The sequence below is a fragment of the Jeotgalibacillus campisalis genome, assembly GCF_000829515.1.
Taxonomy (GTDB): Bacteria; Bacillota; Bacilli; order Bacillales; family Jeotgalibacillaceae; genus Jeotgalibacillus; species Jeotgalibacillus campisalis.
Map to the genome: position 1 here is coordinate 1 of NZ_JXRR01000014.1, position 26,032 is coordinate 26,032.

Below are 26,032 nucleotides of genomic sequence, written 5' to 3' on the forward strand. Positions count from 1 at the left end.
GGGCGACAAGCATAAGACGCACTGCACATATAGGCGCCCTTTGCCTATTGGGCAGGGTGGCTTATGACCTCGAGCCCTTGCCTGCTGGAACTGGATAAAGTAAAAGTGAAAGGCGCTCGCCCAGCTCCGACAAGCATAAGACGCGGTGGCCAAGCAGGCGTTCAGTTGAATAAATAAAGGGCAGGGGAGCAGGGCCAATATTCCCTTTATAGGTCAAAAAAAAGCCACCAAAGAAGGTGACTTAATTTAAAGGCTATTTTCTTCCGCTATGCCTCTAGGAGAAGGTGGAAGGTAAGTTAATTCGGAGGCAAAGTAAATGCGCGTCCGCTCTTAGCCGAGCTTAATAAAAATTAAATAATGACAACTTCTAAGGGGAGGAAGCGATTTCTCCCACAGGCGGGGAAGCGGCAGATGATTCTTTCTTTTTAATTTTTCCATCCTTTTCAAAAAAATCGGTTTCAATATTGTGGAAGGATTTTTCGAAAATCTTCATAAAATCGTCTCCATAAATATTTTTGACAATGGACATCATTTCCATCATCTCCGGAAACTTCCCGTAGATTTCCCGTAAAGGAGAGGCTCCTAGAAAAACAGCATGCTGCTCAGGAGAATAATTTTCCATTAAATCAAGAAGAAGCTGGTCCCCTTTTTCTGTAAGCTGAATATACGTATTCCGCTTATCATTCTCCCGTTTCGAAAATTGAAGATAACCGCGTTCTTCAAGCTTTTTTGAAAAATTAAATGCTGTTGAGACATGCATGACGCCAAACTTGGCAACATCCGAAATGGACGCCCCTTTCAAATGATAGGAAATCCATAAAATATGATGCTCGTTAATATTTAAATCATAGGGTTTAATCCAATTTTGCCAATCTTTTTCGATCGCTTTCCAAAGAGCTTTACTTAACTGAGCCATACGCTGACTGAAAAGCATGGCTTCTTTCATAGAAAAAGGTTGTTCATCCAAATCGCTCACCTACTTTTTACTTTTATATGGCACCGGCATTACGGGGAACAGGGCGTTTTAGATATTATAGCAATAAAGTAAAAAGAAAAAAAGGTTTGAATAGATTTAATTTTCAAATAAATTTCCGCCATATGTTTTGCTCTAGAGACAAAAGGTGATTACTACAAGGCCAGAGTGTTTTTCATGTCATCAATTCGATTTAAAATTATTTCCACAGCGCAAAAAAAAGAATTTAGGATAATAACGGGATGTGATAGTGGTGGTTGCATTAAAAATCCTGTTTCAGATATCTGTTAATGGATCCAGATATCTAAAACAGGAATTAAATTTAAATAGTAAGTGATTAGGATGGCTGAGGAGTTGTTTCATCCTGATTGAGTGAACGTTCAAGTTCCTCCATGGTTGCCTGAATGGCCGCGAGTTCGTCTTGCAGATTATTAATTGCTGGATCTGATTCACTTTTCCATGCCTGGATGGATTCTTTCAACTCACTCACGACCGTTTGCAGAGAATCCTTGCCTTCTTTTGATACTTGCTGGATCGATTCTTTTACTTGCTGAAGGTTCATTTGAACTTCAAGCATATGATCCGACCAGTTATCTTTTGTGTGCTTTATTGAACCTCGAAGCTCTTTGCCGGATTGGGGTGCTGAAAGGAGAGTACTTGCAGCACCTGCAATCAACCCTACCAAAATTCCATAAGACAATTGTTTAACATTCATTCATAACACATCCTTTATCATTTTAATCGGTTTAAATATACTGTTTTGATCATAAAGTAGAAAAGGACCTCTTAATGGAAGGAGGAATCTCACCATGATAATTAAATGGCTTTTTTTAATAGGCACCCTTGCATTTATTATTTTAACACTATTTTCAATTCTAAGAATACAATCAAAAATTATGTACCCTCCAAAACAAATCAGAATCAGAAACGCGTTGATCTGTGGTGCAGCCAGTCTCCTCTTCTTATCTTTAACCTATTTTACCTGGTAATAAACAAGGAAAAAAAGAACCCGCCTAAAAAGACGGGTTCATGCAGATTTATGTGGCAGGCTGCATCAGACTTGAGCGTTTTAAAATCGACTGAACCACTGGATACATGACACCCATCAATACTCCATTTAATACGGTAGCAGGCAGTACAGCTGTAACAATTAAAGCCATAATCGGTGCTGGAATGCCTACAAGAATAGCAGCAGAACCCAAGAAGATTACGCCTGAAATAATTGTACCAGCAGAGGCAAGGACAGCAGCCCCAATGACTGTTTTGCTATATTTTGCTGTAAGCAGAACCATACCGTAAAAAACGAAAGCAGAGATCGGTTTATCAATCAGGTTTGGAAGAAACCCTGCTGGGAAGGTAGTTGTTAATCCTGAAAGTAATCCAGTTGCAATGCCGATTAAAAGCACATTTTTAACACCAGGAAACAGTAAAATCCCGAGAAACATCATCAGTAATGACATATCCGGTTTCATACTAAGAGTTCCGGGCAATAACAGATGCAGCGTTGCCCCAATTCCTGCAAATAATGATAAAGCGACTAATGTTCTAGTATTCATTTCTCATCTCTCCTCGACTCTTCTCATTCTTTTCCCTGCATGTCCTCGTGACTGCCGGCGAAAAGTATTTTTATTATAGCATATTTGGACGTTTATTCGTGTGTTTAACTATTTTTCCAGAGTACTAGCAAGCTTTGCTGAAAGCTCTTTTAAATCTTCTGCAGAATAGGCGTCAGAATGGGTTTCCCATAGAGGTTTAAAGCCGTCTTCCTGGCCATGTCTTGGTAAGATATGCAAATGAAAATGAAATACAGATTGACCGGCGTATTCTCCATTGTTATTTAATAAATTCACGCCTTTAATATCAAAGGTTTGTTTGATTGCATTTGTAATCTTGGGAACAACTGAAAAAAGTTTTCCAGCGATTTCTGGTGTCATTTCGTGGATGTCCTTTTTGTGTGATTTTGGAATAACCAATGTATGTCCTTTTGTTACCTGACTAATGTCCAGAAAGGCATAAACATCTTCGTCTTCATAAACCTTAGAAGAAGGAATTTCTCCATCAATTATCTTACAAAAAATACAGTCACTCATTTTCTTCATCCTTTCTTAACGCATAATGGGTTTATTCTATCATATTGACCAGCGCTTGGCAGAAAGAAGCGCTTTGAGTGTCAGCTGCACGCGCCCCGGAAAAATCTGCTACAATAATCGTAATAAGACGTGGAGGGGAAGAAAAGGATGTCACTTCTTGAAATTAAAGACCTGATTGGCGGGTATACCCGTAAACCCGTATTAAATAACATTAATTTTTCAATGGATAAACAGCAAATCGTCGGATTAATCGGGTTAAATGGTGCCGGAAAAAGTACAACAATAAAACATATCATAGGACTGATGGAACCTCACTCGGGCTCCATTTCCATTAATGGTCTTCAGTTGAAAGATCAGCCAGATCAATATAGAAAGAAATTTTCCTACATTCCTGAAGCACCTATTTTGTATGATGAGTTGACGTTAGAAGAACACTTGAAATTAACTGCAATGGCCTATGGGATTGAAGAAGGGACGTACGAAAAACGAATTCCCGGTTTACTTGAGAAATTCCGCATGAATGGGAAAATGAAATGGTTCCCTGCCCATTTTTCTAAAGGCATGAAGCAGAAAGTAATGATCATGTGTGCATTCTTAACCAATCCAAGCCTCTATATTATAGATGAACCTTTTGTAGGTCTCGATCCTTTAGCGATCCAATCGCTGCTTGATTTAATGGAGGAAATGAAAGTGGGAGGGGCGAGTATCTTAATGTCCACCCACATCCTTGCCACAGCGGAACGGTATTGTGATTCATTTATCATCTTACACGACGGGGAAGTCAGGGCTCAAGGAACGCTTGAGGATTTGCGTCAGGAGTTTTCGATGCCGGGAGCTACATTAGACGATATTTACATCCAACTGACAAAGGAAGATTCACATGAAGCACGTTCATGAGTTATGGGCAAGCCGTCTTCAAGATTATAACCGGGAGCTTCAAAAGTATTTAAGATACATATTAAATGGACATTTAATGTTCGTGCTGATTTTTGCAGTGGGGGGAGGGGGCTACGCTTACAGCAATTGGGTGGAAACACTTAGTGATGATTTCAATGCAGCGGCAGTTATGGCTGTTCTGCTGGGGGTCATCGTTACCATGAGCCCCATTTATACGTATTTGAAAGAACCGGATAAAGTCTACTTGACGCCTTTGGAAGGCCAAATGAAACGGTATTTTCTCAGTGCTGTAGTCAGCAGTTTTTTCTTTCAATCCTACATCGTTATTGTCGCCCTTGCTGCTTCAATGCCGATGTATGTAAAAGTTACGGGTGAAGAATTCTCTGTTTTCTTTCTCTTGCTTTTGCTTGTGCTGGCTCTTAAAATATGGAATTTAATCATGCGCTGGACCATACTCAGGTATCAGGAACCATCGACTCACCGAATCGATATAGCTATTCGCCTGGTCCTTAATATTCTCTTTTTATGGACTGTTTTTGCTCAGCTGATGCTATGGGTGCCTATTATAATGGCCATCATTCTAGCTGCTTATCTTACAGCCTTCAGAAAATTAACAAATGAAAAATCATTAAAATGGGAATTGCTTATCGATCTGGAGCATGAACGGCTGCATCGCTTTTATCGCTTTGCCAATTTGTTTACAGATGTACCTCATTTAAAAGGACAAGCTAAAAGGAGAAAATGGCTCGATCCGTTTCTCGCCAGATCTCCTTTTGGATCAAAATATACGTACCGCTATTTATTTGTAAGAACGTTCTTGCGGTCGGATGAATATTTCGGTCTGTGGATCAGATTATCAATTATAGCGTCGGTGATTATAGCAGGGTCTGATGTGATGTGGGTTAAAATTGCCGTTGCTATTTTATTCTTATATTTAACAGGTTTTCAGCTTATTCCTATGTTAAAAAAGCACGAGCTCAAAATCTGGCCGGATCTATATCCGCTGCCTGGAGACTATCGCAATGAGTCCTTTAAGGGCGTTTTATCAACCGTTCTCATTGTGCAGGGTGTTCTGTTTATTTTAATAAGTGCGTGGGGAGCAGAGTGGTTTGATGCGTGTGCAGTAGCCTTGGCATTCCTGCTTTTTTATGCAGTATTTATGTATATGTATGTTCCAAAACAAATAAAGAAATGGTACACACCATTAAATTAATCAAAAACGCCAGTGAACCGATTCGGTCTCACTGGCGTTTTTGATTTTAAGATGACTCATTATTTATTTTGAGCGTTGATCGCCGAAGCTCCAAGTGTTTTAGCAGCGATCAGCATGGCTTTTTCATTAAAATCAAACTTAGGGTGATGGTGAGGGTAAGGCTTTGTTACATGATCCTGCTGTGCACCAGTAAAGAAAAAAGCTCCTTTTCTTGCCTCGAGATAATAAGCAAAATCTTCGCCGCCCATTTGCGGCTCGGTTTCTTCGATTGCAGTAACCTCAGGAACCAGCTTAGCCTGTTCAATCACATGATTGGTTTCCTCTGCATGATTGACAACAGCGGGGTAGCCCCTGAAGTAATCGTATTGATATTCACAATCAGCTGCCAGACATGTTCCTTTTACGACTCTTTCTATTTCTTCTTCAATTTGTGTCCGAACTTCAGGGTTAAAGGTACGAACTGTACCAATTAGTTTAGCCGAGTCTGCAATAACGTTAAAGGCATTATCTGAAACAAACGACCCTATTGTTACAACAGCAGAATCAATGGGATTCACTCTTCTGCTGACGATTTGCTGCAAGTTGCTTACAAGCTGTGAACCAACTACGATAGCGTCTTTTGTTTTATGAGGCTGGGCTCCATGTCCCCCTGCCCCTTGAACCGTAATTTCAAATCGGTCAGCAGCAGCCATCATAGGACCGATCCGGTATTGGATTTTACCAAGCGGTTCAATGGCCCATAAGTGCGTTCCGAATACAAGATCAACTCCATCTAGACAGCCATCTTCAATCATTGGCTTCGCGCCGCCCGGGGCATATTCTTCAGCATGCTGATGGATCATTACATATGTTCCGGCCAGCTCATCTTTCATTTCAAATAAAGCTTTGGCTAAATGAATAAGCGTAGACGTATGACCGTCATGACCACAAGCATGCATTTTATTTGGCACAGTGGATTTATATGGTACTTCTTTCTCATCCTGAATAGGCAAAGCGTCAAAATCAGCTCGCAGCGCTATTGTCTTGCCGGGTTTACCCCCAACAATTGTCGCCACTACTCCGTTGCCGCCAACTCCTGTTCGGACATCAACACCGAGATTCTTATAAAAAGCAGCGATAAAAGCAGGTGTTTCTTTTTCCTCAAATGAGAGTTCCGGATGCTGGTGCAGATAACGTCTGACATCAACCATGTCAGAATAGAATGAATCAAGTTTAGTAAATAATTTATGTACAGTCATACTTTTTCTCCTTTCGGATCTCGAATTAAATGAGTAGTGGTGGAAAGTATATCATTTTTTGTGAATTTTGACACTCTTATGAAGATGCTGATAACTTTAAAAACAAGCAAACTTAAAACTTACTGAATGAAGGCGGTACATAGAATGAGATGATCTCCTATTTTCCTATTCATGGGAACTTTCTAATTTTGTTATTTACTAATAATAATATCTTTTTATGAGTCAATTGTGGATAGAGAAGGTATGAAAGCTGGATATATGAAGACATTGTCCATAAAAAAAAACGCTCAGGCGATATAAGCCTGAGCATTTTTTATGGCGAAATCGCAGGGAAGATTACTGCTCTTTTTGCCCAATGTATTTTGTTACAAATGAAGCGCGTGGGAAAATCGTTTTTTGGTGATCAAGTCCTTGATCCGTTCCGCGTTTTTCATGAGCCTTATTGTATGCCTGAGAGCTCTGCCAATTTTTAAATGAGTCTTCACTGTCCCACTGAGTCAGCACAACATAAATGTCAGAATTAACAGGTCGCAGAACACGGATCGCAATAAACCCAGGCTCCTTGTCAATTAATCCTGCACGGCTTTTAAACCGGTGCTCAAACACTGGCCGGCCTTCTTCAGAAACAGGTATGTTATTGAAAACAAAAAAGCCTTCCTGTGTCATAGTGCCGGATTCTACAAAAACCTCATAGCTTCTTGGCTGGTTAAAAACCGTTTGTCCCTCTGTTTCATGAATAAGCAGTGCAGTTTCTTCTCCGTGCAGAAGTATCATTGATTCCTCCGGACGCTTTTCGATTATCTTATGTAAAAAATTTTCTGTACCGAAAGTCATAAAAATGTTCATAAAACCCCTCCTGTTCTTAATAATTATTTTCCCATAAGCGTATACAAATAATCCAGTATGGTGCTTTAGATGATAGTAAAAAGAGTCGATTTTATGACATTTCATTTTGTTTGCTATACAGTCCTTGTTAATAGGGCTATAGTGGTGATTAAGCAGAAACATTGATCGGAAACCCGAGTGAATCCGCGGGATCATCATGGGTTGCATGATTAAATAAGACAATAGAGCCGAAGGGTGGATGTTTAACTCAATGAAATTATTTAATGATACATTTTTGCGTGCAGCTAGAGGACAAGAGGTGTCCCATACACCCGTTTGGTATATGCGGCAAGCTGGCCGTTCTCAGCCTGAATATCGCGCAATTAAAGAAAAGTATTCACTTTTTGAAATTACGCATCAACCGGAGCTATGTGCTTATGTGACAAAGCTTCCTGTTGATAATTATAATGTGGATGCAGCTGTGCTGTATAAAGATATTATGACACCGCTGCCGGCAATTGGGGTGGATGTTGAAATTAAATCCGGCATTGGCCCGGTTATTGATAATCCAATCAGGACCGTTCAGGATGTAGAGAATCTCGGTATGATTGAACCGGAGGATGACATTCCTTACGTTCTTGATACGATAAAACTTTTAACAAAAGAGCAGCTTACTGTCCCTTTGATTGGGTTTGGCGGTGCTCCTTTCACACTGGCAAGTTATATGATTGAAGGCGGTCCTTCGAAAAATTACCATAAGACAAAAGCTTTTATGTATCAGGAACCAAAAGCATGGTTTTCACTAATGGATAAGCTTGCTGAAATGACAATCCGCTACACGAAAGCTCAAATCAAAGCAGGAGCGGGAACGATTCAAATTTTTGATTCGTGGGTAGGAACGATGAATGTGGAAGATTACCGCATCTATATAAAGCCCGCTATGGAAAAGATTTTTTCAGCACTTCGCACAGAAGGGGTACCGCTCATTATGCATGGTGTCGGTGCAGCACATTTAGCAAAGGAATGGCATGACCTGCCTCTTGATGTTGTGGGGCTGGATTGGAGATTGTCCATCGAGGAAGCGCGTAAAAAAGGATTAACTAAAACAGTTCAGGGAAATTTAGATCCGTCTCTTCTTCTGTGTGACTGGTCTATAATAGAAGAAAAAGTAAAGCCGATTCTCGATCAGGGATTACAGCAGCCGGGTCATATATTTAATCTCGGTCATGGAGTATTTCCGGAGGTTAAGCCGGATACATTAAAGCGCCTAACGTCGTTTGTACACGAATATACAGCTAAATAAGCACATCGAATGAGCTTATACATTGGATCCTGCTAACTAAACATGTTAAATAAGAGATTGTTACCACTACTTCATGAGGTGAAAAAATGAAAAAGAAAATTGGATTACTTGTTATGGCGTATGGCACGCCTTATTCAGAAGAAGATCTTGAACGCTATTATACTCATATCCGCCGCGGCCGGAAGCCATCTCCTGAACTACTCGAGGATTTGCGCTCCCGTTATGAAGCAATCGGAGGAATTTCTCCATTGGCAAGAATTACGCAGGAACAGGCGGAAGCACTGACAGCTCGTTTAAACGAAAGACAGGACGAGATAGAATTTGTCATGTATTTAGGTCTAAAGCATATCGAACCATTTGTTGAGGATGCTGTTGAACAGATGAACAAGGATGGAATTGAAGAAGCTGTATCCATTGTATTGGCTCCTCATTTTTCCACATACAGCGTAAAATCCTACAATGGACGTGCAAAAGAAGCTGCTGAAAAAGCAGGCGGACCGAACATCAGCTCAATTGAAAGCTGGTATGATGAACCGAAATTTATACAATATTGGTCTGAAAAAGTTGAAGCAGTATTTGGTCAAATGAGCGAAGATGAAAAGGAAAAAGCAGTCTTGATCGTCTCTGCTCACAGTCTGCCTGAAAAAATTCTTGCTGGAGGAGATCCATACCCGGATCAGTTGAAAGAAACAGCACGAATGATTGCTGAACAGGCTAAGATAAAAAATGTTGAAATTGGCTGGCAAAGTGAAGGGAATACGCCTGATCCATGGATCGGACCGGATGTACAGGACTTAACGCGTACCCTGCATAAGGAAAAAGGCTACGAAAGCTTTGTCTATACGCCTGTGGGCTTTGTTTCTGACCATTTGGAAGTCTTGTTTGATAATGATTATGAATGCAAAGTGGTCACAGATGATATAGGGGCGAACTATTACCGCCCGGAAATGCCAAACACGCAGCCGCTGTTTATTGAAGCAATGGCTGATAAAGTATTAGCGCAAATAAAGTAACACAAATTAGAAATAGAAAGTGATGAGTAGCGTGTCTTCATTAAAGAAAAAGGTTGTCATTGTCGGCGGGGGCATTACAGGACTGGCTGCAGCGTATAAACTGGATAAGGAATACAAACGCAAAGGAACTGACATTGACATCACCTTAATTGAGTCAAGTCATCGTCTTGGCGGCAAAATCCACACGGTCCATAAAGACGGCTTTGTGGTCGAAAAAGGACCGGATTCATTTTTAGAACGCAAAAAAAGTATGTCACGGCTTATACAAGAAGTAGGACTGGCAGATCGTCTTGTACCCAATTCAACTGGTCAGGCTTTCATTTTAATGAATGACAAACTTCATCCGATGCCCGGTGGAGCAATTATGGGCATTCCTACACAAATTAAACCTTTTATGTCAACGGATCTGGTTTCCATGACAGGGAAGCTGCGGGCAGCAGCTGATTTTGTTCTGCCGCGCTCAAAGGGTGCTGATGATCAGGCACTCGGTACTTTTTTCAGACGCCGCCTTGGCAATGAAATTGTAGAAAACCTGATCGAGCCTCTTCTGTCTGGAATATATGCAGGTGATATCGATCAGATCAGCTTAAAATCTACTTTTCCTCAGTTTTATCAGCTTGAACAGGAACACAGAAGTTTAATTGCCGGAATCAAAAAAACAACACCTGCTCCTCAAATGGATAGGAATGGAAATAAAAAGAAAAAAAGCATGTTTTTAACACTCACATCGGGTCTTCAATCTTTAGTGGATACACTTGAAGAAAAACTTGCCGAAGCAACAATTTTAAAAGGTGTTAAAATTGAGTCGATTGACCATGCTTCTTCGGGTGCTTATTCATTGAAAATGAATAATGGAGAGTTTCTTGAAGCAGATAGCATTATTTTTGCCGTACCTCACCTTGCTGCTCATGCTATTTTTTATAAAAAAAATCTGCTTTCTCAATTTAAAGATGTGCCAGCTACTTCTGTTGCAACCGTTGCGATGGCGTTTCCAAAAGATGCCGTGACCCAAGTACTTGATGGAACTGGCTTTGTGGTTTCAAGAAACAGTGATTATACGATTACTGCCTGTACCTGGACGCACAATAAATGGCCTCATACTGTACCTGAGGGGAAAGTCTTGCTGAGGTGCTACGTTGGCAGAGCGGGAGATGAAGCCGTAGTCGACCTGGCAGATGACCAGATCGAAGCCATCGTGCTGGATGATTTAAATAAAATCATGAAGGTGGAGGCAAAACCGGACTGGACCATCGTCACACGCTGGATTGATTCTATGCCACAATACACAGTAGGACATAAAGAACGGCTAAATAACATACGAAAAGAGCTGCAAAGCACTTTTCCTGGTGTATACCTGGCTGGCGGCTCTTATGACGGTATTGGACTGCCGGATTGCATTGATCAAGGAGAAAAGGCTGCGAATGATGTTTTAGATTACCTTATCCATGATCGTTAGAAACTAAAAATAGGGGACCGATTCATTTCCGTTAGCAGCGGAAATGAACCGGTCCCCATTTTTGTATTCACTCTTCATACGCGGTATTTTCCTTGCCGCAGCAGCGCTAAACATTATAAGGCCGAAGAAAGCCGAATAGGAGAGGCTGCTCGTTTAAAAGCAAAAACGTATTATTTAAAAATACCAAAAGGCTTGCCTATTGGCAGAGTGATTTTGCCGAAATGCGTATTTAATACGCTTGCAGCTGAACCATAAAAGCTGAAAATTGCAATGAGAAGCTCAGCAACGGCTGCCAGCATATGCATGGCTTCCGGAGCAATGCCTAGAGTGGACAAAGCTAGACCAATAAATAAAAAGTCAATAAGGACAAAAATAAAGAATAAAACTTTATTTGTTTCCATCGCTCCAACAGTCATAAACAATGAAAATATCAAATAGCCGATGAAAGCAATCCCTAATTGATTTGGATCAACGGCTGCAGCTGCTGCTTCGCCGAACACCCCATATTGGATTAACCAGGAGGTTCCCATGCCAAGCCAAAACAATCCAAATGCAGCAAAGGCTGTTGTGCCAAATGTGTTGTTATGCTTTGCATCCTGCACGCTTGCAAAGAGCTGAGCGATTCCCCCAAGAAATATAGCCCATGGCAATACAAAAGAAAGGCCGTCAGTCCAGCCTAATTTAGCAGAAGAGGCAACCAGCGTCACCATCGCTAAACCGAATAATCCAATAGCAGATGGATCTGCTGTAGTAATTTGAACGCGCTGTGTTACTTGATTCTGATTCATTTAATTTAAACCCTCCTAAAATACATACCAGATTAATTTACATAAAATAAGAGGATCATGCAATAAAAAAAACCATGTAAGCGAAACTTTCATTTTTTATTAAAAAGTAAGGGTTTTCAAATTGATTTTTTATTCATTTCTGATAAATATGGCTCGAAAATCAATACAAAAAACACCCTTGCAGACTACAACAGATTCAATCTGTTATACAGCAGGGTGTTGCTGATTTTTATTAAAATCTAGTGAGAAGCGTTGCATTTGTCACATTTTGTACCATATGCTTCAGCCTGTTCTTCCATCTTTTCTCCACAAGTCACACATTTTTTCGGAGGCAGGTTTCTGAAAAATTCCATAACATTTTCTAGCAATATGATTCATCCTCTCTCATTAGCTGTTATACAACTAAAAGTTTATTTTCTATATTGTATTATAACAGAATCCGGTTCGTCAAGGCTTTTTCCCAGTTAATCACCCATTAATGAAAAAATGGTTCAAATGAAGTATAGTTAAAAAAGCAGGATGCGAGAGGAGAGAGAAGATGAAGGTTACTGTGGTTGGCTTTTGGGGAGGTTATCCCAAAATGAATGAAGCAAGTTCCGGTTATCTTATTGAGCAGGATAATTTTCGCATATTACTTGATTGTGGGAGCGGTGTTCTAAGTCATCTCCAGCGGTATGTGTCACCTGAAGAACTGGATGCTGTTGTCATCACCCATTATCATCCGGATCATACTGCTGATATCGGTGTTTTACAGCATGCGCTGCTTATTCAGCATTTTCTTCAAAATAAAAAGATTCATGTGCAGGCTTATGGACATAGTGAGGACAAGGCAGGCCTGGATTCTCTGCACTATAAAGAGCTGATGACGGCTCACGCTTACATACCGGAAGAAACGTTAACGCTTGGTCCTTTCACCTTGTCTTTTTTGAAGACAATTCACCCGGTCCCATGCTATGCTGTGAAAGTGAAAAGTGATCAGGGAGTGATGGTTTTTACCGCAGATTCTGCCTATCAGGAAGAGTTTATCTCTTTTGCAAAAGAGGTGGATTTACTTATATCAGAATGCAATTTTTATAAAGGTATGGATGCCGCATCGGCAGGTCATATGACAAGTGAAGACGCCGCAGCGATTGCAGAGGCAGCAAATGTAAAAACACTCATGCTGAGTCATCTTCCTCATTTCGGTGATTTAAATCAGCTGGTCAGTGAGGCGCAGGAAACATATAAAGGAAAAATTCTGCTTGCTTCATCCGGTTTATCCATTACGTATTCTCAAGGAGGAACATCAGATGCTATATATTGATAATAAAGGAATTACAGATCCGCAAATAAACCTGGCTATAGAAGAGTATGCTCTTAAAAACCTGGATATTAATCAGGATTTCTTACTTTTTTATATAAATGAACCATCCATTATTATTGGGAAAAACCAAAATACGATTGAAGAAATTAATACAGATTATGTTGAAAAAAATAATATACGAGTTGTTCGCCGTCTGTCAGGCGGAGGCGCCGTTTATCACGATTTAGGAAATTTAAACTTCAGCTTTATTACAAAGGATGACGGTGACAGCTTTCATAATTTCAGGAAATTTACAGAGCCTGTAGTCGAAGCACTGCACCAAATTGGCGTGCCTGCAGAGCTAAAAGGACGTAATGACTTATTAGTAGGGGAAAGAAAAATTTCCGGGAATGCTCAATTTTCCACTAAAGGTCGTATGTTCAGTCATGGAACACTAATGTTTGATTCGGAAATTGATCATGTCGTATCAGCCCTTAAGGTTCGAAAAGATAAAATTGAATCAAAAGGGATCAAATCAATTCGCAGCAGGGTCGCAAATATTTCTGAATTTATGGAAGAAAAAGTAACCATCGAAGAATTTAAACAACTAATTCTTCGTCATATTTTTAATGGTGAAGATAAAATTGAAGAATATGTACTGACAGAACAAGACTGGAAGAATATTCGAGAGCTTTCTAATGAACGGTATCAAAGCTGGGATTGGAATTATGGCAAGTCACCCAAATTCAACTTGCAGCACTCTCACCGGTTCCCAGTCGGAAGTGTCGATGTGCGCCTGGATGTTGACAAAGGGAAGATTGAAAGCTGTAAAATCTACGGAGATTTTTTTGGCGTGGGTGATGTAAGCGATATAGAAGATAGACTCGCTGGTCTCCGCTATGAAAAGCACATCATTGAAGATGCATTAAAAGACATTGACTTAAAGCATTATTTTGGAAACATCGAGAGAGAGGAATTTATTGACCTGCTTTACTAATAGAAAAGGGTCGAATAAAATTGCACCTGCAGACTGTTGAATGGTTTCAGCAGTCTGTTTTACATGCAGTAATGAAAACGCTCTCTTGATAAATGGATAAGAGTTGGATATAATTAGTTAGAATATTCTCGATTATTATAAGCGTTCTATGAACAAAGGGGAAATGGATCAGTTTTCGGGTATAAAAATGAATGATTAGTCATTCATAAAATGAACAAAGGGGATGTACATATGAATTTATCGGATCGTTTAAGAGAAAATGCACTGCAGCACAGGGAAAAAGCAGCTTATACTTTTATGGAGCAGTCTGCAACATATGGGGAATTAAATGGAGCAGTTAACAAAATGGCCAACAGCCTCGAAGCAATGGGTGTAAAAAAAGGGGACCACGTCGGTCTTCTCCTCGGAAATTCACCTCATTTTATTGTTTCACTTTATGCTGCTCTCCGTATAGGTGCAACCGCAATACCGATCAATCCAATTTACACACCGGATGAGATCTCCTACATTTTGAGGGATGGGGATGTAAAGGTGGTAATTGCTGTGGACCTGCTGCTCCCGCTAGTTGAAAAAGCGCATGCAGCTCTTCCTGAAATCAATCATTATATTATTTGTGAAACGAGTTCTCAAACACAGGAGCAAATCGAAAAGCTTGGGAAAGAAGTTCAAAGTAAAATAACATCTTTCACACATGCAATGGCGCCATATCCTCCAGTGTACGAGGGTCCTGAGCTGATGCAGGATAACATTGCTATCATACTGTATACATCCGGCACTACAGGTAAACCAAAAGGAGCTATGCTGACACATAGGAATGTATATACCAATGCAAAGGATACAGCAGAGTATTTGGCAATTACAGGTGATGATAAAGTTATTGCAGCACTGCCAATGTTCCATGTATTTGCGCTGACAGTTGTTTTAAACGCTCCTCTTATTAATGCAGGAACCATTGTAATTGTGCCAAGATTCAGTCCAAAAGACGTATTCGATCTCACAAAAAAATATGAGGCAACGGTTTTTGCCGGCGTTCCGACTATGTATAATTTCCTTCTTCAGTATCCTGAAGCTGATCGGGCTGATTTTGAGTTTGTACGTTTATGTATCTCAGGAGGGGCTTCACTGCCAGTAGCGCTGCTGCATCAATTTGAAGAGAAATTTAATGTAAGAGTTTCAGAGGGGTATGGTTTGTCGGAAGCATCGCCGGTTACTTGTTTTAATCCGCTTAATATGGAAAGAAAGGCGGGATCGATCGGCACTTCGATAACAAATGTAGAGAATAAAATTGTTAATGAGTTGGGGGAAGAGCTTCCTCCAGGAGAAGTGGGCGAATTAATTGTTCGCGGCCCAAATGTCATGAAAGGGTATTATAAAATGCCGGAAGACACAGAAGCTGCCATAAAGGACGGCTGGCTATATACTGGTGATCTGGCAAAGAAAGATGAAGAAGGATACTTTTTTATCGTAGACCGCAAAAAAGATATGATCTTAGTAGGCGGCTATAATGTGTATCCTCGTGAAGTGGAAGAGGTCTTGTATTCCCATAAAGATGTGGTGGAAGCTGCAGTAGTAGGGGTTCCTGATCCTGATTATGGAGAAGCTGTCCAGTGCTTCGTGGTAAAAAAGGATCCGTCATTAACCAAAGAAGATTTACTTGAATTCTGCGCAAAGCAGCTGGCCAAATACAAACTGCCTTCAGTAGTAGAATTTATTGAAGAACTTCCTAAAAATACGACAGGGAAAATATTACGCAGAGCCTTGCGCGATCAGGTAAAACAAGCTTAAAGCTCTGCCATGGCATACCAACAGAAATGACTGCTGTTTAAGCTTTCAGTGAATGTTAATTTTCAACAAAAGCGCCTGCTGGTGACAGCAGGCGCTTTTGTTAGTCAAAAAGACATTAACGTTTATCTTCATTTAATTCTTTTTTTATTTTTGCAGAAAGAGACGCATAGCGTAGCAAACCAGCTAAAATCAATGCACCGGTTCCGCCTGCGACCATCCACTCAGAAAACCAGACGGCCACATGAATACCGGCAAAAGGGATAGCTGTTAAAAAAGCGGTATCTTTTCTCTGCGTCAGCCAATTATTGATTAATTGTTCTTGTTTGTAATTATTTTGGACCATTCTCCGGTATCTTTTCGGCTCTTCTAGTGCTTCCTGAAGCTTGTATGGGGTACTCAATAAAGGCTGAAAATAGCGCTGTGCGGTTTTGAACAGCTCAGCGGAAGAATCTTTTTCTGCATTTCTTCCAGTCACCCACTGAATTACTGTAGGACGGGCCATTTCAATAAAATCAGCCTCAGGATAGATGCTGTAAATGACACCTGTAAATGTAGAAATGGCTCTGCCAAAGAAAGCAAACTCACTTGGCAGCTGGATCGGCTGCGTTCTCACAATTTCCTGAATGTCCTCGAGCAATCGATCCATTAAGAAGCTGTCTCCATCCTGCCACTCATTGCTTTTATAGAGTTTCACTACACGCTCGATAACCTCCATTAGAACCTCTTTATCTGCGTGCGGCAGTAAGAATCGTAAAGATTCCAAAGCCTGGATTACATCTTCATACCGTTCGAAAATAATGCCTTCTACTGCAAGCTGGACTGCTTGTGCATCTTTATTTCGAATTGTTCCAACCATGCCAAAATCAATGAGTGCAATTGTTCCATCTTTTTTAATCAGTATATTTCCACTGTGAGGGTCCGCATGAAAAAGTCCTTCGTTTAAAAGCTGTTCTATAAACAAATGAAGCAGCCGATTAGCTAATTCAGGGCGGTCAATTTGCGCTTCCTTCAAAAAACTTTCATCATTAATTTTAGCGCCTTCAATCCACTCCATTACAAGCACCCGTCGAGTGGTAAAATCAGTGTAGTAGTATGGGACGCTGATTCCTTGCTGATTGTTGAACCGTTCCCTGAAGATTTGCCCATTTTGAAGTTCCTGACGAAAGTTAAGTTCTTCCCCAATAACCGACGTCATTTCTCTATAAAGAGCCTTTAAATCAATTTGCTTACCAAATGAAGTAAATCTTTGAGCCAGCCAAGCGACGATTTTTACAGCCTTAAAGTCAGTTCGTATAATGCTTTCGATCCCCGGTCGCTGCACCTTAACCGCAACAGTATCGCCGTTATGCAGTGTTGCTTGGTATACGTCTCCGATAGAAGCAGAGGCTACGGGTTGATCTGAGATCGTTTGAACAATACTTGACGTGTCAGTATTCCATTCGCTTTCCATCACAAGCTTTGCTTTTTCCCATGATACAGGGGGGACCCTGTCTGTCAGTCCATCAAGCTCATTAATAAAGGATTGAGGCATAATATCAGCACGTGTAGATAAAAACTGTCCGAGTTTTATTAAGAGTCCTTCAAGCTTTAGTGCAAGTTTTTTATATTCTCTTGCCTGTTTTCCGGTTAAGTGGGACCATTTTTCTTCTATTTCAGGATTCCATTTCCCTTTATATTTTTTTTGGAACCAATATAGTTGAAGAAAGAATTTAGTAGACATCCAGACGATCTTATAAATACGGTAAATGGCAAGATTTTTCGTGATAAACACCCCTTGCAGTCTTATACTCTGCTTTTCTTGTTGTATACAGAATAAATACCACTCTTTGAATAAGTCTAAACGGATGTCAGGATGCAGCTTAAAGAGAGGCGTGGTACAATTATTAACATGTAAGGGTTTACATTACACATGGGCAAGGGAGAGATTTTACATATGAAAACTATTTTACTAGAGCAAAAAAATCACTTGGCGATCGTCACGCTGAATCGCCCTGAGGCGATGAATGCGTTCAACTGGGACATGCTGAATGAATTAGAGCAGACAGTTGAACAAATTAGAATGAATTCTGATATACGGACAGTTGTATTTATCGGCTCAGGCGAAAAAGCATTTAGTGTAGGGGCTGATTTAAAAGAAAGAAAAACGTTGACTGAACAGCAGGTAAAAAGAAATGTATTTAAAATTGGAGAGGTTTTTAATGCGGTGGATTCACTTCCTCAACCGACTATTGCTGCAATGAATGGTCATGCATTCGGTGGAGGGATGGAGCTTGCGCTGGCCTGTGACTTTAGAATTGCAAATGAAAATGCACTTATGGGACTGACAGAAACGAGTTTGGCGATAATTCCGGGAGCAGGGGGAACCCAGCGCCTGCCGCGATTAATCGGGGAATCAAAAGCACTTGAGCTTATTTTAACTGCAAAGCGTTTAACAGCAGCAGAAGCATTGAAACTGGGACTTGTAACAAAGACCGCAGTAGAAGAGATTTTTATGGATGAAGTAATGAAACTTGCTAATGCCATTTTAGTAAATGGACCAATTGCGTTGATACAGGCAAAATACGCGGTTAAAACAGGGGTGAACGCCGATCTTCAAACCGGTCTGCAAATCGAGCGTAAAGCTTACGAACTGACGATTCCGACAAAAGACAGAGTAGAAGCGCTGGTTGCGTTCAGCGAGAAAAGAAAGCCCAACTTTCAAGGGGAATGAGGCTTGGACAAATATATCTCTCAACCTCTTCAAACCGGTTCACTGCACTTCAGGCGGACGCTTTCCGCAGGGACGGCGCTGAGCCTCCTCAGGGCTTTGCCCTGCGGAGTCTCAAGCAACCGTCATATCCTGCAGGAGTCGCCACCTTCCGCTCCGTTCACCTCTTATTTACTATTAAAAAGAACTGAATTTAAACATCTTTCACAGTTCTGTCCCAGCCTCTCATAGGGAGAAAAATTATAATAGGGTAAAATCAGGACTCCTTATTTGGGGTCTTTTTTCTTTATTATTAAATGGTGATAAATTCCCTCTTCAAACGGTCTGTCATAGGTGAGTAAGCGGGGGGCGGAATGAAAGGAAATAATTTGATTTCGACTGAGGGACTAGAATCACATCATCAAGCAGGCCTTTGCTGATACCTGTGTAAACAGCTGCTTGATCTGACGTCCGGCCTCTTAATCTGCGCATCATTCGTAAGTTATCTTTGACTAGTTTTTTCGCCCCATTCATATTTCACTCCTTGTATTGCTTACGTTTGTATACTATAGTAAATCAAATTAGAGAGATGTTTACTTGGGTTAAATAGGGCTTCATTGCGTTAAGTATGATAAAAAACACACTGCGCTTGCGGAAGCGTATTAAAGACAAAGGGGGGAGTCTCATGCAGCAAATTGCAGCAGACTCAGTTCAATCAGAATTTAGACGTGGAATCCAGGCAGGAATGAGTATCGCAGTTGGCTATGTGCCGGTTGCTCTTACATTTGGGCTGCTTGCCAAAACGACAGGACTTAGTCTATGGGAAACCATTTTGATGAGCATGCTGGTATTTGCTGGAGCTGCTCAATACATATCTTTATCCTTGATTGCAAGTGGAATTGGGATTGGAGTAATCATTTTTAATACATTCATCGTAAATATCCGTCATTTTTTAATGTCAGCCTCATTAAATGAAAAAATGGAATCTGACTCAATGGGTATTAAAGCTTTATATGCATTTGGGATCACAGATGAAACGTTTTCAGTCATTGCCACGAGAAACGGTAAATCATCCGCCTCATTTGCTTTTGGCGTCATGCTGATTGCTTATGGAAGCTGGGTAGTGAATACAGGGGCAGGCCATTTAATTGGAGCCAGTTTGCCTGATTTTCTGCAAGCGGCTATGTCGATTGCTTTATACGCTATGTTTGTTGGTCTGCTGATGCCATCTCTGAAAAAGAGTGCTAAAGTCTTTTATCTGGCACTGGTTGCAGGGAGCATTAACAGTTCTTTACTTCTTTCCGGAACAATGGGAACAGGATGGGCGATTATTGTTTCTACTATTATCTCAGCAGCAGCCGTTGAAGCAGTTATCTCAATTAGACGAAAGGCGGGACTTCAATGAATTTGAACATGCTCCTATTAATTGCTGGAATGGCGGCTGTCACTTATATTCCGCGAGTGCTCCCGTTGACCATCTTAGAGGGAAAGGAACTTCCTCCGTTCGTTCAGTCTTTTTTAAGCAATATACCTTATGCCGTTTTAGGTGCATTGATCTTTCCGGGTATTCTTCTTATAAAGGAAGGGGATATCTGGTTTGGTCTGGTTGGAGCATTTGCTGCTTTTGCACTTGCTCTCGCTGGTGCAAACGTAATGATTGTCGTTATTGGATCTATTATTGTTCTTTCTGGTTACTTAGCTATTTTTTAATGCCGCGCTGCAGAATCCATCCTCATCTCAAGCGTCAGAACGAATCGCAAAGGAAGCAATTGCTCCTGCTTAATGAACCAATTGGGATTAGCAAGCCGGAATCAGCGCGTGGTATAGTATGGAGAAAGAGACCATATACATGAGAAAAGCCCACGCCGGTTTCTTTGCTCTTGAAAAGCAGTCTATTAAAATGGACTAAATCATGTCTGCAGTGTGATTGTCCATGGTTTTAAAGGGTGAGTCAGCACGCAGAGGGGAACAATATGAATGATTGATTTAGCAAGTGCATCTTGATTAATAGAAGGCAGGGAATCGAATGGATATTTTGAACCGCTTTGTCTACGCCTTAAAACGATTTTTCAAAGAAGGATTTTATGATCAATCGGCTCAAACAGCCTATTATTTTATGCTGTCCATTTTTCCGTTCCTCTTTATGGTCATGTCAATTGCAAGTTTTTTCCCGATTCGATCAGATGAAATAATTGCCGTTATAAAACCTTACGCACCACCGAGTACATACGATTTAATTGAAACAAATTTAACGTCCATTCTTGATTCCGGGCAGGGCCAAGTTCTGTCTATTAGTGCTATATCTACATTCTGGCTATCTTCAATGGCCATTCAGTCTCTTGTCCGCTCTTTAAATGATACACATCAAATAAAGCGGGAGAAAAATTTTTTAAAAGGTTTATTTAGTGATTTCTTTTTAACAGTTGGTTTGATTTTTATTTTACCTTTGACCATTTTAATTCCCATTATAGAAAAATTTGTGCGTCGTTGGGCAGAGAACGCTGTTTGGCTTCCGGTTGACTGGCTATCTTTGTGGGGGCCGATCAGATGGGGGATCGGATCTCTTATTTTGTTTCTGTTTTTCTGGCTTCTTTACCGCTACTTGCCCAGCAGAAAATTAGGGTGGAAATCTGTGGTTCCCGGCGCTTTATTTGTTACAATAGGCTGGCAGGGTATTTCAGAAGCATTTTCTTTATATGTCGGTTACGGAAATTACACTCAATTATACGGGCAGCTCGGATCTGTCATTGTGCTGCTGGTATGGTTTTACTTAACCGCATTTATATTATTATTTGGCGGTTTGCTTAACGCTTATAGTATTGAAAATAAAAGTCCCTAAACTTAGGAGGGGAAAAATGTCATCTGTTGTTCTATTCGATGGGGATTGTCATGTATGTAACTGGAGCATTCAATTTATTATGAAACGGGATCCTTCGGCAAAATTTAAGTTTGCTTCCTTACAGGGAGACATTGGACGAAAAATGACAAAAACATATAAGTCCGATCCAATGATTGATTCTGTGCTGCTAGTGGAAAATGATCAAATGTGGAGCAAGTCCACTGCAGCGCTGCGAATTTGCAGAGAGCTTGAAGGACCTGTGCGCTATCTTTCATTGGGTCTGCTGATTCCAAAACCGCTGCGCGATCTTGTATATGATGGTATCGCCCGTAATCGATTTCATTGGTTTGGCAGAAAAGAGCAGTGCGAGCTTCCAACAAAAGAAGAGCGAAGAAGGCTATTGGATTAGCCTTCTTCGCTCTTTTTCAATTTAATAGAAAATCGGTCTTTTAAAAGCTGGACGCAAAGTACGAGACAAAGCATTCCCATTAACCACAAGAGACCCGCAACACCCATAAGAAAATGGATTTGATCGACGGCATTGTCGATCGGTGTGAGACCATCTGATTGGTTACCTAATCCCATCCAAAAAAGCAAATGAGCGCCAATCATTAAGACAAGGTGAACAACCAGCCATAAAAGAATATTTTTTAGTTCGGGATATTTTTTAACTGACCATAGTGTAAAAAGGATAACACCTGCTGCAACTGCTACATAACCCCATTCCAGCATTATTAAAAATGCAGTATTTAACTCATAATTATTCATGAACAAACCCCTTGCCTTGAAAGAATATAGTGTATACACCTATTATTCATGATACAAGGGATCAATGCTACCCAAATCCATGACGATTTTTTGACGTTGCACCGTTATGAGCGAAATACACTGAACCCCCACCTTTAATTGATTCTTGCTGAAAGGAGGGGGTTCAATTTTTACACACCGTGTGTGTCCTTTAATGTATTAAGTTCTTTCGAGTATTCCATGAACGCTTTTTGATCTTTTTGATCCAATGCGTCATTAATTGCAATTAATAATTTTTCTTTTCGATGTCTGATCAAGATTTCGTTGAGCACCATGTCAACATATATCTCCATCATCGTCATTTCACTTGATTGTTTTTGAGGGACGGTTGACTCATTCATGAACTCTGCGAACGACTTATTATTTTCCATCTTCATCACCTCTGCTACTTTTTTTCATTATAGTGAATAATCAGAAAAATTTCAACCTTAAAATAGTATTCTTTTTTATAGATACCTTTGTATCAATTGTAAATGTAGTTCAATAGGTTTGTAAAAATATAAAAAAATGTAATTTATTATATACATTTATCATTTTAATCGCTATTATTATTCCATAATAATAAATAGGAGTGATTAAATGGAAGTTATGAATCGCGTTGACTCTTATATTGTAAATACTCATACGATGCTGCTCGAGCCCTGGACAGAGGGCATGGAGAAAAAAACAAAAGTATATGAAAAAGGGGCTCAGCCTTTCATTACAGAAAAGCAGCCTCAGGAGATTATTCAGTCTTCATGCCTGTATTTTTTGTCTTCTTATGAGGGCCGAAAATTGTCTACTAAATCTTTAACGAATATTCGCCATAAACCCCCGATTGTGATAGACCCCGTTACAGGCGTGTACTTTTACTCTACCCATTCGGATACAAACCCGCATAATCACTGGGTTTCACTTAAGCATACTCATAATCATCATGTACACGAGGGAAATCAGACGAGAGTCTTGTTTATGGATGGCAGTGAAATTAATTTGCCGGTTTCCTATCAATCGTTTATCCAGCAATACTATAAAGCGTCTCATCTGTTTTGCAGAGCGCAGTTTAACCTGGATGAAATCAGAGAAAAAACAGAGCCTGAATATACGGTAGAGCGTCAGGCAAACAGGTTAATGATAATGGAATATTTAAATCGGGTTGAACGAAAGCGGATGTAAGTTATGATGGAAAGGTTATGCCGGCAGAGGGGGGAGCTTTTAGCTCTTCTTTAGTCGATGCTAACCTTTCCAAAAGATAGAAACGAAGCAAATTTTCCGCATGGTTTCTTAGTCTCGGGTTAAAATAATTATGTCTTTCCTCATATCCGCGGTAAATGAATAAATAAGAAGTAAATGCTTCATCTGACCCCAGTTTGACCACCTTCATATTTTTCATTCTCATTTTATTCTTAATGGCTGTCAGGTCAACCTGTACCGCTTTCATCGTGTCTTCAATGAGTTCAAGGTAAGGTTTTTTTAATTTAAAGGGGTTTTGCTCAATTAATTGACGATCCCGTTCTAAAACGGTTAAAAGCATGGGAAAGTAAAAAGCATTTTCCAATAAATCACGATCCTCAGCCGGTATTCTCGTCATAATAAATCTCCTCCATAAAAGAACGTATGTTCGTATATATTATTCTACACGCATTTTTAGAACTTACAACAGGAATTTTTTTCTTTAAAGTGAGAAATACAGTTAAGCACTAAAAAATATATATGCTTTTATTTCAAGTTGAGTAATGACACTAATGCGCATCTACTATTTGCATTATTTACAAAAAAATCTGATAATAGAACATACTGGCTATCTCGAAATCCGAAATAGCAGTCAGATATGGAGGGATAATCGTGACGGAAAAAAGAAAAATAACAGCAGAAGATCTCTGTTCCATTCATTCAGCAACAGATCCAAGATGGTCTCCTGATGGAAAAGAAGTTATCTTTGTAAAAACGCATATTGATTCAGAAAAGCATACATATGTATCAAACTTGTATCATTTCGATGTAGCTGATGGGGAAATATCTCAGTGGACATTTGGAGAGGAAAAAGTTTCTTCCCCCAGATGGTCACCAGACGGAGAAAAAATTGTATTCGTTTCTAATCGAAGCGGTAAAAACCAACTTTATCTTTTATCAAAAAGGGGAGGCGAAGCAAAGCAATGCACCGATGCAGAACATGGTGCCGCTCATCCGGTATGGGCGCCATGCAGTACAAAAATTGCTTTCTCCACTGCACTCGAAAAAGGCGAGACAATTCCTAAAGATGAGAAAGCCAGTGAAGAAAAAAACAAAAATGAGTTAAACGTATTCGTTACAAGTACGATGAAGTATAAAGCAGACGGAACAGGTTTACTGGATGAAAAAGAACAGCATATCGCTATTATAGATTTATCTAAAAATGAGGTAACGCAAATCACACATGGAGACAACAGTTATACGTTGCACGATTGGTCTCCTGATGGTGAAAAAATTCTTTATACAACAAATGATGAAGCTGATAATAAAGACTTCTCTTTTAATAATGAGTTATATCTTTTTTCACTAAAAGACCTTACACGGGATAAAGTAAGAACAAGTGAAGGATATGTCAGTGGAGCTTCATGGTCACCGAACGGGAAAAAAGTTGCCTATGCTGCGAGTGACAGAACATATGAAAACGCATCTCATGCAAAGCTATGGGTTTTTGATTCAACTACTGGTGAAAATCAATGCATCACAGCAGGAATTGATGCGCCTTTAGGAGACTTTGCAGTTGCTGATATTCAGCAGGGAGCTGTAATGCAGAGCGCAGTGTGGAATGACGACGAGAGCTTCTATTTTGTTCTGAGTGATCAAGGCAGCGTCTCCCTTTATTTTGGTTCGACAAAAGGGGAAGTATACCCAGCGTTAAGTGGAGATCATCATGTTTACGGCTTTGACGTTCATGGGGGCTCACAACAGGTGATTGCGGCTATAAGCACACCAGTAAATCCTGGTGATCTGCATGTGCTTCATATTCCAACAGGTAAAAACACACAAGTAACGAATGTAAACAAAGATATTCTGGAAAGTGTAGAGATCGTGCAGCCGGAATCGATTGTTTTTAATGGAGGAGAGGATTGGGAAGTCCACGGTTGGCTTATGAAACCGGCGGGGTTCACAGAAGGAGAAAAATATCCTTTAGTTCTTGAAATTCATGGCGGACCGCACGCAATGTATGCTAATACGTTTTTTCATGAAATGCAGTTGTTGGCGGCTCAGGGATATGCAGTGGTTTTCGTTAATCCGAGAGGAAGTCATGGCTACGGGCAAAAATTTGTGAATGCAGTTCGTGGTGATTATGGCGGAAATGATTACAATGATTTAATGGCAGCAGTTGACTATGTAATAGAAGAATACGATTTTATTGATGAAAATCGTCTCGGTGTGACAGGAGGAAGTTACGGCGGTTTTATGACAAATTGGATCGTTGGGCATACAGACCGTTTTAAAGCAGCGGTGACGCAGCGATGCATAAGCAATTGGATCAGTTTTTACGGAGTGAGTGATATCGGATATTATTTCAGTGAATGGCAGATTCAGGCCGATTTAAATGATATTGATACGCTCTGGAAACACTCGCCTCTTGCTTATGTTAATTCTATCAACACGCCATTACTTATCATGCATAGCGAAAAAGACTACCGCTGCCCAATAGAGCAGGCGGAGCAATTATATATTGCACTAAAAAAACAGGAAAAGACAACAACCCTGGTTCGATTCCCGGAATCTGACCACAACCTTTCAAGAACCGGAAAACCAAAGCTGAGAATTGAACGTTTGCACCATGTTATTGAATGGTTTGGAAAGTATTTGTAAGTAATTCATGCGGGTCTGCGCTAAAAG

General features: G+C 40.2%; 27 protein-coding genes. 15 read left to right on the plus strand and 12 right to left on the minus strand.

Annotated elements, in window-relative coordinates; translation table 11 throughout:
• Positions 1–367: 367 nt before the first annotated feature.
• The 4 genes from KR50_RS07135 to KR50_RS07155 all read right to left on the minus strand — a co-directional run bounded on the left by KR50_RS07135 (position 368) and on the right by KR50_RS07155 (position 3,063).
• Positions 368–967, minus strand: a complete 600-nt coding sequence (locus tag KR50_RS07135; RefSeq protein WP_052476872.1) for an HTH-type transcriptional regulator Hpr — start codon at positions 965–967, stop codon at positions 368–370.
• Between the two features lie 343 nt (positions 968–1,310).
• A complete protein-coding gene (locus KR50_RS07140) occupies positions 1,311–1,688 on the minus strand; it encodes a YtxH domain-containing protein (RefSeq protein ID WP_052476874.1) in 378 nt (125 codons plus the stop codon).
• Between the two features lie 322 nt (positions 1,689–2,010).
• The gene (locus KR50_RS07150) at positions 2,011–2,529 is read right to left on the minus strand and encodes a tryptophan transporter (protein WP_041056739.1); all 519 of its coding nucleotides are present in this window, start codon (positions 2,527–2,529) and stop codon (positions 2,011–2,013) included.
• A gap of 108 nt (positions 2,530–2,637) precedes the next feature.
• Positions 2,638–3,063 carry an HIT family protein gene (locus KR50_RS07155; protein ID WP_041056742.1) on the minus strand — a complete coding sequence of 142 codons (426 nt, stop codon included), beginning with the start codon at positions 3,061–3,063 and terminating at the stop codon, positions 2,638–2,640.
• A gap of 147 nt (positions 3,064–3,210) precedes the next feature.
• Between KR50_RS07155 and KR50_RS07160 the strand changes: the two genes are divergently transcribed.
• Together KR50_RS07160 and KR50_RS07165 are read left to right on the plus strand one after the other, a co-directional pair.
• Positions 3,211–3,960 (plus strand): ABC transporter ATP-binding protein, encoded by a 750-nt coding sequence (locus KR50_RS07160; RefSeq protein WP_041056746.1) that lies wholly within the window; start codon positions 3,211–3,213, stop codon positions 3,958–3,960.
• Entirely contained in the window at positions 3,944–5,173 is a 1,230-nt protein-coding gene (locus KR50_RS07165) for an ABC transporter permease (protein ID WP_041056749.1), read from the plus strand. The genes KR50_RS07160 and KR50_RS07165 overlap by 17 nt, the downstream gene beginning before the upstream one ends.
• Positions 5,174–5,232: 59 nt before the next feature.
• Here KR50_RS07165 and KR50_RS07170 read toward each other — a convergent pair whose 3' ends face one another.
• The gene (locus KR50_RS07170; protein WP_041056752.1) at positions 5,233–6,411 is read right to left on the minus strand and encodes a M20 family metallopeptidase; all 1,179 of its coding nucleotides are present in this window, start codon (positions 6,409–6,411) and stop codon (positions 5,233–5,235) included.
• 336 nt (positions 6,412–6,747) lie between these two features.
• Positions 6,748–7,257: an antibiotic biosynthesis monooxygenase family protein gene (locus tag KR50_RS07175; RefSeq protein ID WP_041056754.1), complete on the minus strand. Its 510-nt coding sequence runs from the start codon at positions 7,255–7,257 to the stop codon at positions 6,748–6,750.
• 250 nt (positions 7,258–7,507) lie between these two features.
• On the opposite strand from KR50_RS07175, the gene hemE reads away from it, so the two are divergent.
• The 3 genes from hemE (at position 7,508) to hemY (ending at position 11,008) form a co-directional block, all read left to right on the plus strand.
• Complete coding sequence (hemE, locus tag KR50_RS07180) at positions 7,508–8,539, plus strand: uroporphyrinogen decarboxylase (RefSeq protein WP_232304257.1); 1,032 nt, start codon at positions 7,508–7,510, stop codon at positions 8,537–8,539.
• Between the two features lie 86 nt (positions 8,540–8,625).
• Positions 8,626–9,552, plus strand: a complete 927-nt coding sequence (hemH, locus tag KR50_RS07185; protein WP_041056760.1) for a ferrochelatase — start codon at positions 8,626–8,628, stop codon at positions 9,550–9,552.
• 31 nt (positions 9,553–9,583) lie between these two features.
• Positions 9,584–11,008, plus strand: a complete 1,425-nt coding sequence (gene hemY / locus KR50_RS07190; protein WP_156969486.1) for a protoporphyrinogen oxidase — start codon at positions 9,584–9,586, stop codon at positions 11,006–11,008.
• Positions 11,009–11,178: 170 nt separating this feature from the next.
• Here the strand turns inward: hemY and KR50_RS07195 are convergent, their stop codons facing one another.
• Positions 11,179–11,796 carry an acetate uptake transporter gene (locus KR50_RS07195; RefSeq protein WP_041056766.1) on the minus strand — a complete coding sequence of 206 codons (618 nt, stop codon included), beginning with the start codon at positions 11,794–11,796 and terminating at the stop codon, positions 11,179–11,181.
• Between the two features lie 239 nt (positions 11,797–12,035).
• Positions 12,036–12,164, minus strand: coding sequence for a protein YhfH (gene yhfH, locus KR50_RS18230; RefSeq protein WP_084215522.1), 129 nt, complete (start codon positions 12,162–12,164; stop codon positions 12,036–12,038).
• A 212-nt stretch (positions 12,165–12,376) separates the two neighbouring features.
• Here yhfH and KR50_RS07200 point away from each other — a divergent pair, with 212 nt between their 5' ends.
• The 3 genes from KR50_RS07200 to KR50_RS07210 all read left to right on the plus strand — a co-directional run bounded on the left by KR50_RS07200 (position 12,377) and on the right by KR50_RS07210 (position 15,860).
• Positions 12,377–13,099 (plus strand): MBL fold metallo-hydrolase, encoded by a 723-nt coding sequence (locus KR50_RS07200; protein WP_408606146.1) that lies wholly within the window; start codon positions 12,377–12,379, stop codon positions 13,097–13,099.
• The gene (locus KR50_RS07205; RefSeq protein ID WP_041056772.1) at positions 13,086–14,075 is read left to right on the plus strand and encodes a lipoate--protein ligase; all 990 of its coding nucleotides are present in this window, start codon (positions 13,086–13,088) and stop codon (positions 14,073–14,075) included. Before KR50_RS07200 ends, KR50_RS07205 begins: the two co-directional genes overlap by 14 nt.
• A 231-nt stretch (positions 14,076–14,306) precedes the next feature.
• Positions 14,307–15,860, plus strand: coding sequence for a fatty acid--CoA ligase family protein (locus KR50_RS07210; protein WP_041056775.1), 1,554 nt, complete (start codon positions 14,307–14,309; stop codon positions 15,858–15,860).
• Between the two features lie 115 nt (positions 15,861–15,975).
• On the opposite strand, the gene KR50_RS07215 is transcribed toward KR50_RS07210, so the two are convergent.
• Positions 15,976–17,631, minus strand: a complete 1,656-nt coding sequence (locus tag KR50_RS07215) for an ABC1 kinase family protein (protein ID WP_052476877.1) — start codon at positions 17,629–17,631, stop codon at positions 15,976–15,978.
• A 162-nt stretch (positions 17,632–17,793) separates the two neighbouring features.
• On the opposite strand from KR50_RS07215, the gene KR50_RS07220 reads away from it, so the two are divergent.
• From KR50_RS07220 to KR50_RS07245, 5 genes are all read left to right on the plus strand, one after another.
• Entirely contained in the window at positions 17,794–18,570 is a 777-nt protein-coding gene (locus KR50_RS07220) for an enoyl-CoA hydratase-related protein (RefSeq protein WP_041056778.1), read from the plus strand.
• A gap of 661 nt (positions 18,571–19,231) precedes the next feature.
• Positions 19,232–19,951: an AzlC family ABC transporter permease gene (locus tag KR50_RS07230; protein ID WP_041056784.1), complete on the plus strand. Its 720-nt coding sequence runs from the start codon at positions 19,232–19,234 to the stop codon at positions 19,949–19,951.
• A complete protein-coding gene (locus KR50_RS07235) occupies positions 19,948–20,256 on the plus strand; it encodes an AzlD domain-containing protein (protein WP_041056787.1) in 309 nt (102 codons plus the stop codon). Before KR50_RS07230 ends, KR50_RS07235 begins: the two co-directional genes overlap by 4 nt.
• Positions 20,257–20,572: 316 nt before the next feature.
• Entirely contained in the window at positions 20,573–21,385 is an 813-nt protein-coding gene (locus tag KR50_RS07240) for a YihY/virulence factor BrkB family protein (protein ID WP_041056792.1), read from the plus strand.
• Positions 21,386–21,401: 16 nt separating this feature from the next.
• Positions 21,402–21,794, plus strand: coding sequence for a thiol-disulfide oxidoreductase DCC family protein (locus KR50_RS07245; protein ID WP_041056795.1), 393 nt, complete (start codon positions 21,402–21,404; stop codon positions 21,792–21,794).
• On the opposite strand, the gene KR50_RS07250 is transcribed toward KR50_RS07245, so the two are convergent.
• Both KR50_RS07250 and KR50_RS07255 read right to left on the minus strand, forming a co-directional pair.
• A complete protein-coding gene (locus KR50_RS07250; RefSeq protein ID WP_041056798.1) occupies positions 21,791–22,153 on the minus strand; it encodes a hypothetical protein in 363 nt (120 codons plus the stop codon). The two genes, KR50_RS07245 and KR50_RS07250, sit on opposite strands and share 4 nt — an antisense overlap.
• A gap of 170 nt (positions 22,154–22,323) precedes the next feature.
• Positions 22,324–22,563 (minus strand): IDEAL domain-containing protein, encoded by a 240-nt coding sequence (locus KR50_RS07255; RefSeq protein ID WP_041056801.1) that lies wholly within the window; start codon positions 22,561–22,563, stop codon positions 22,324–22,326.
• A 208-nt stretch (positions 22,564–22,771) separates the two neighbouring features.
• Here KR50_RS07255 and KR50_RS07260 point away from each other — a divergent pair, with 208 nt between their 5' ends.
• Entirely contained in the window at positions 22,772–23,347 is a 576-nt protein-coding gene (locus KR50_RS07260; protein WP_052476880.1) for a competence protein ComK, read from the plus strand.
• Position 23,348: 1 nt separating this feature from the next.
• On the opposite strand, the gene KR50_RS07265 is transcribed toward KR50_RS07260, so the two are convergent.
• Positions 23,349–23,762, minus strand: coding sequence for a hypothetical protein (locus KR50_RS07265; RefSeq protein ID WP_041056803.1), 414 nt, complete (start codon positions 23,760–23,762; stop codon positions 23,349–23,351).
• Between the two features lie 254 nt (positions 23,763–24,016).
• On the opposite strand from KR50_RS07265, the gene KR50_RS07270 reads away from it, so the two are divergent.
• Entirely contained in the window at positions 24,017–26,005 is a 1,989-nt protein-coding gene (locus KR50_RS07270; RefSeq protein WP_041056806.1) for a S9 family peptidase, read from the plus strand.
• Positions 26,006–26,032 lie beyond the last annotated feature (27 nt).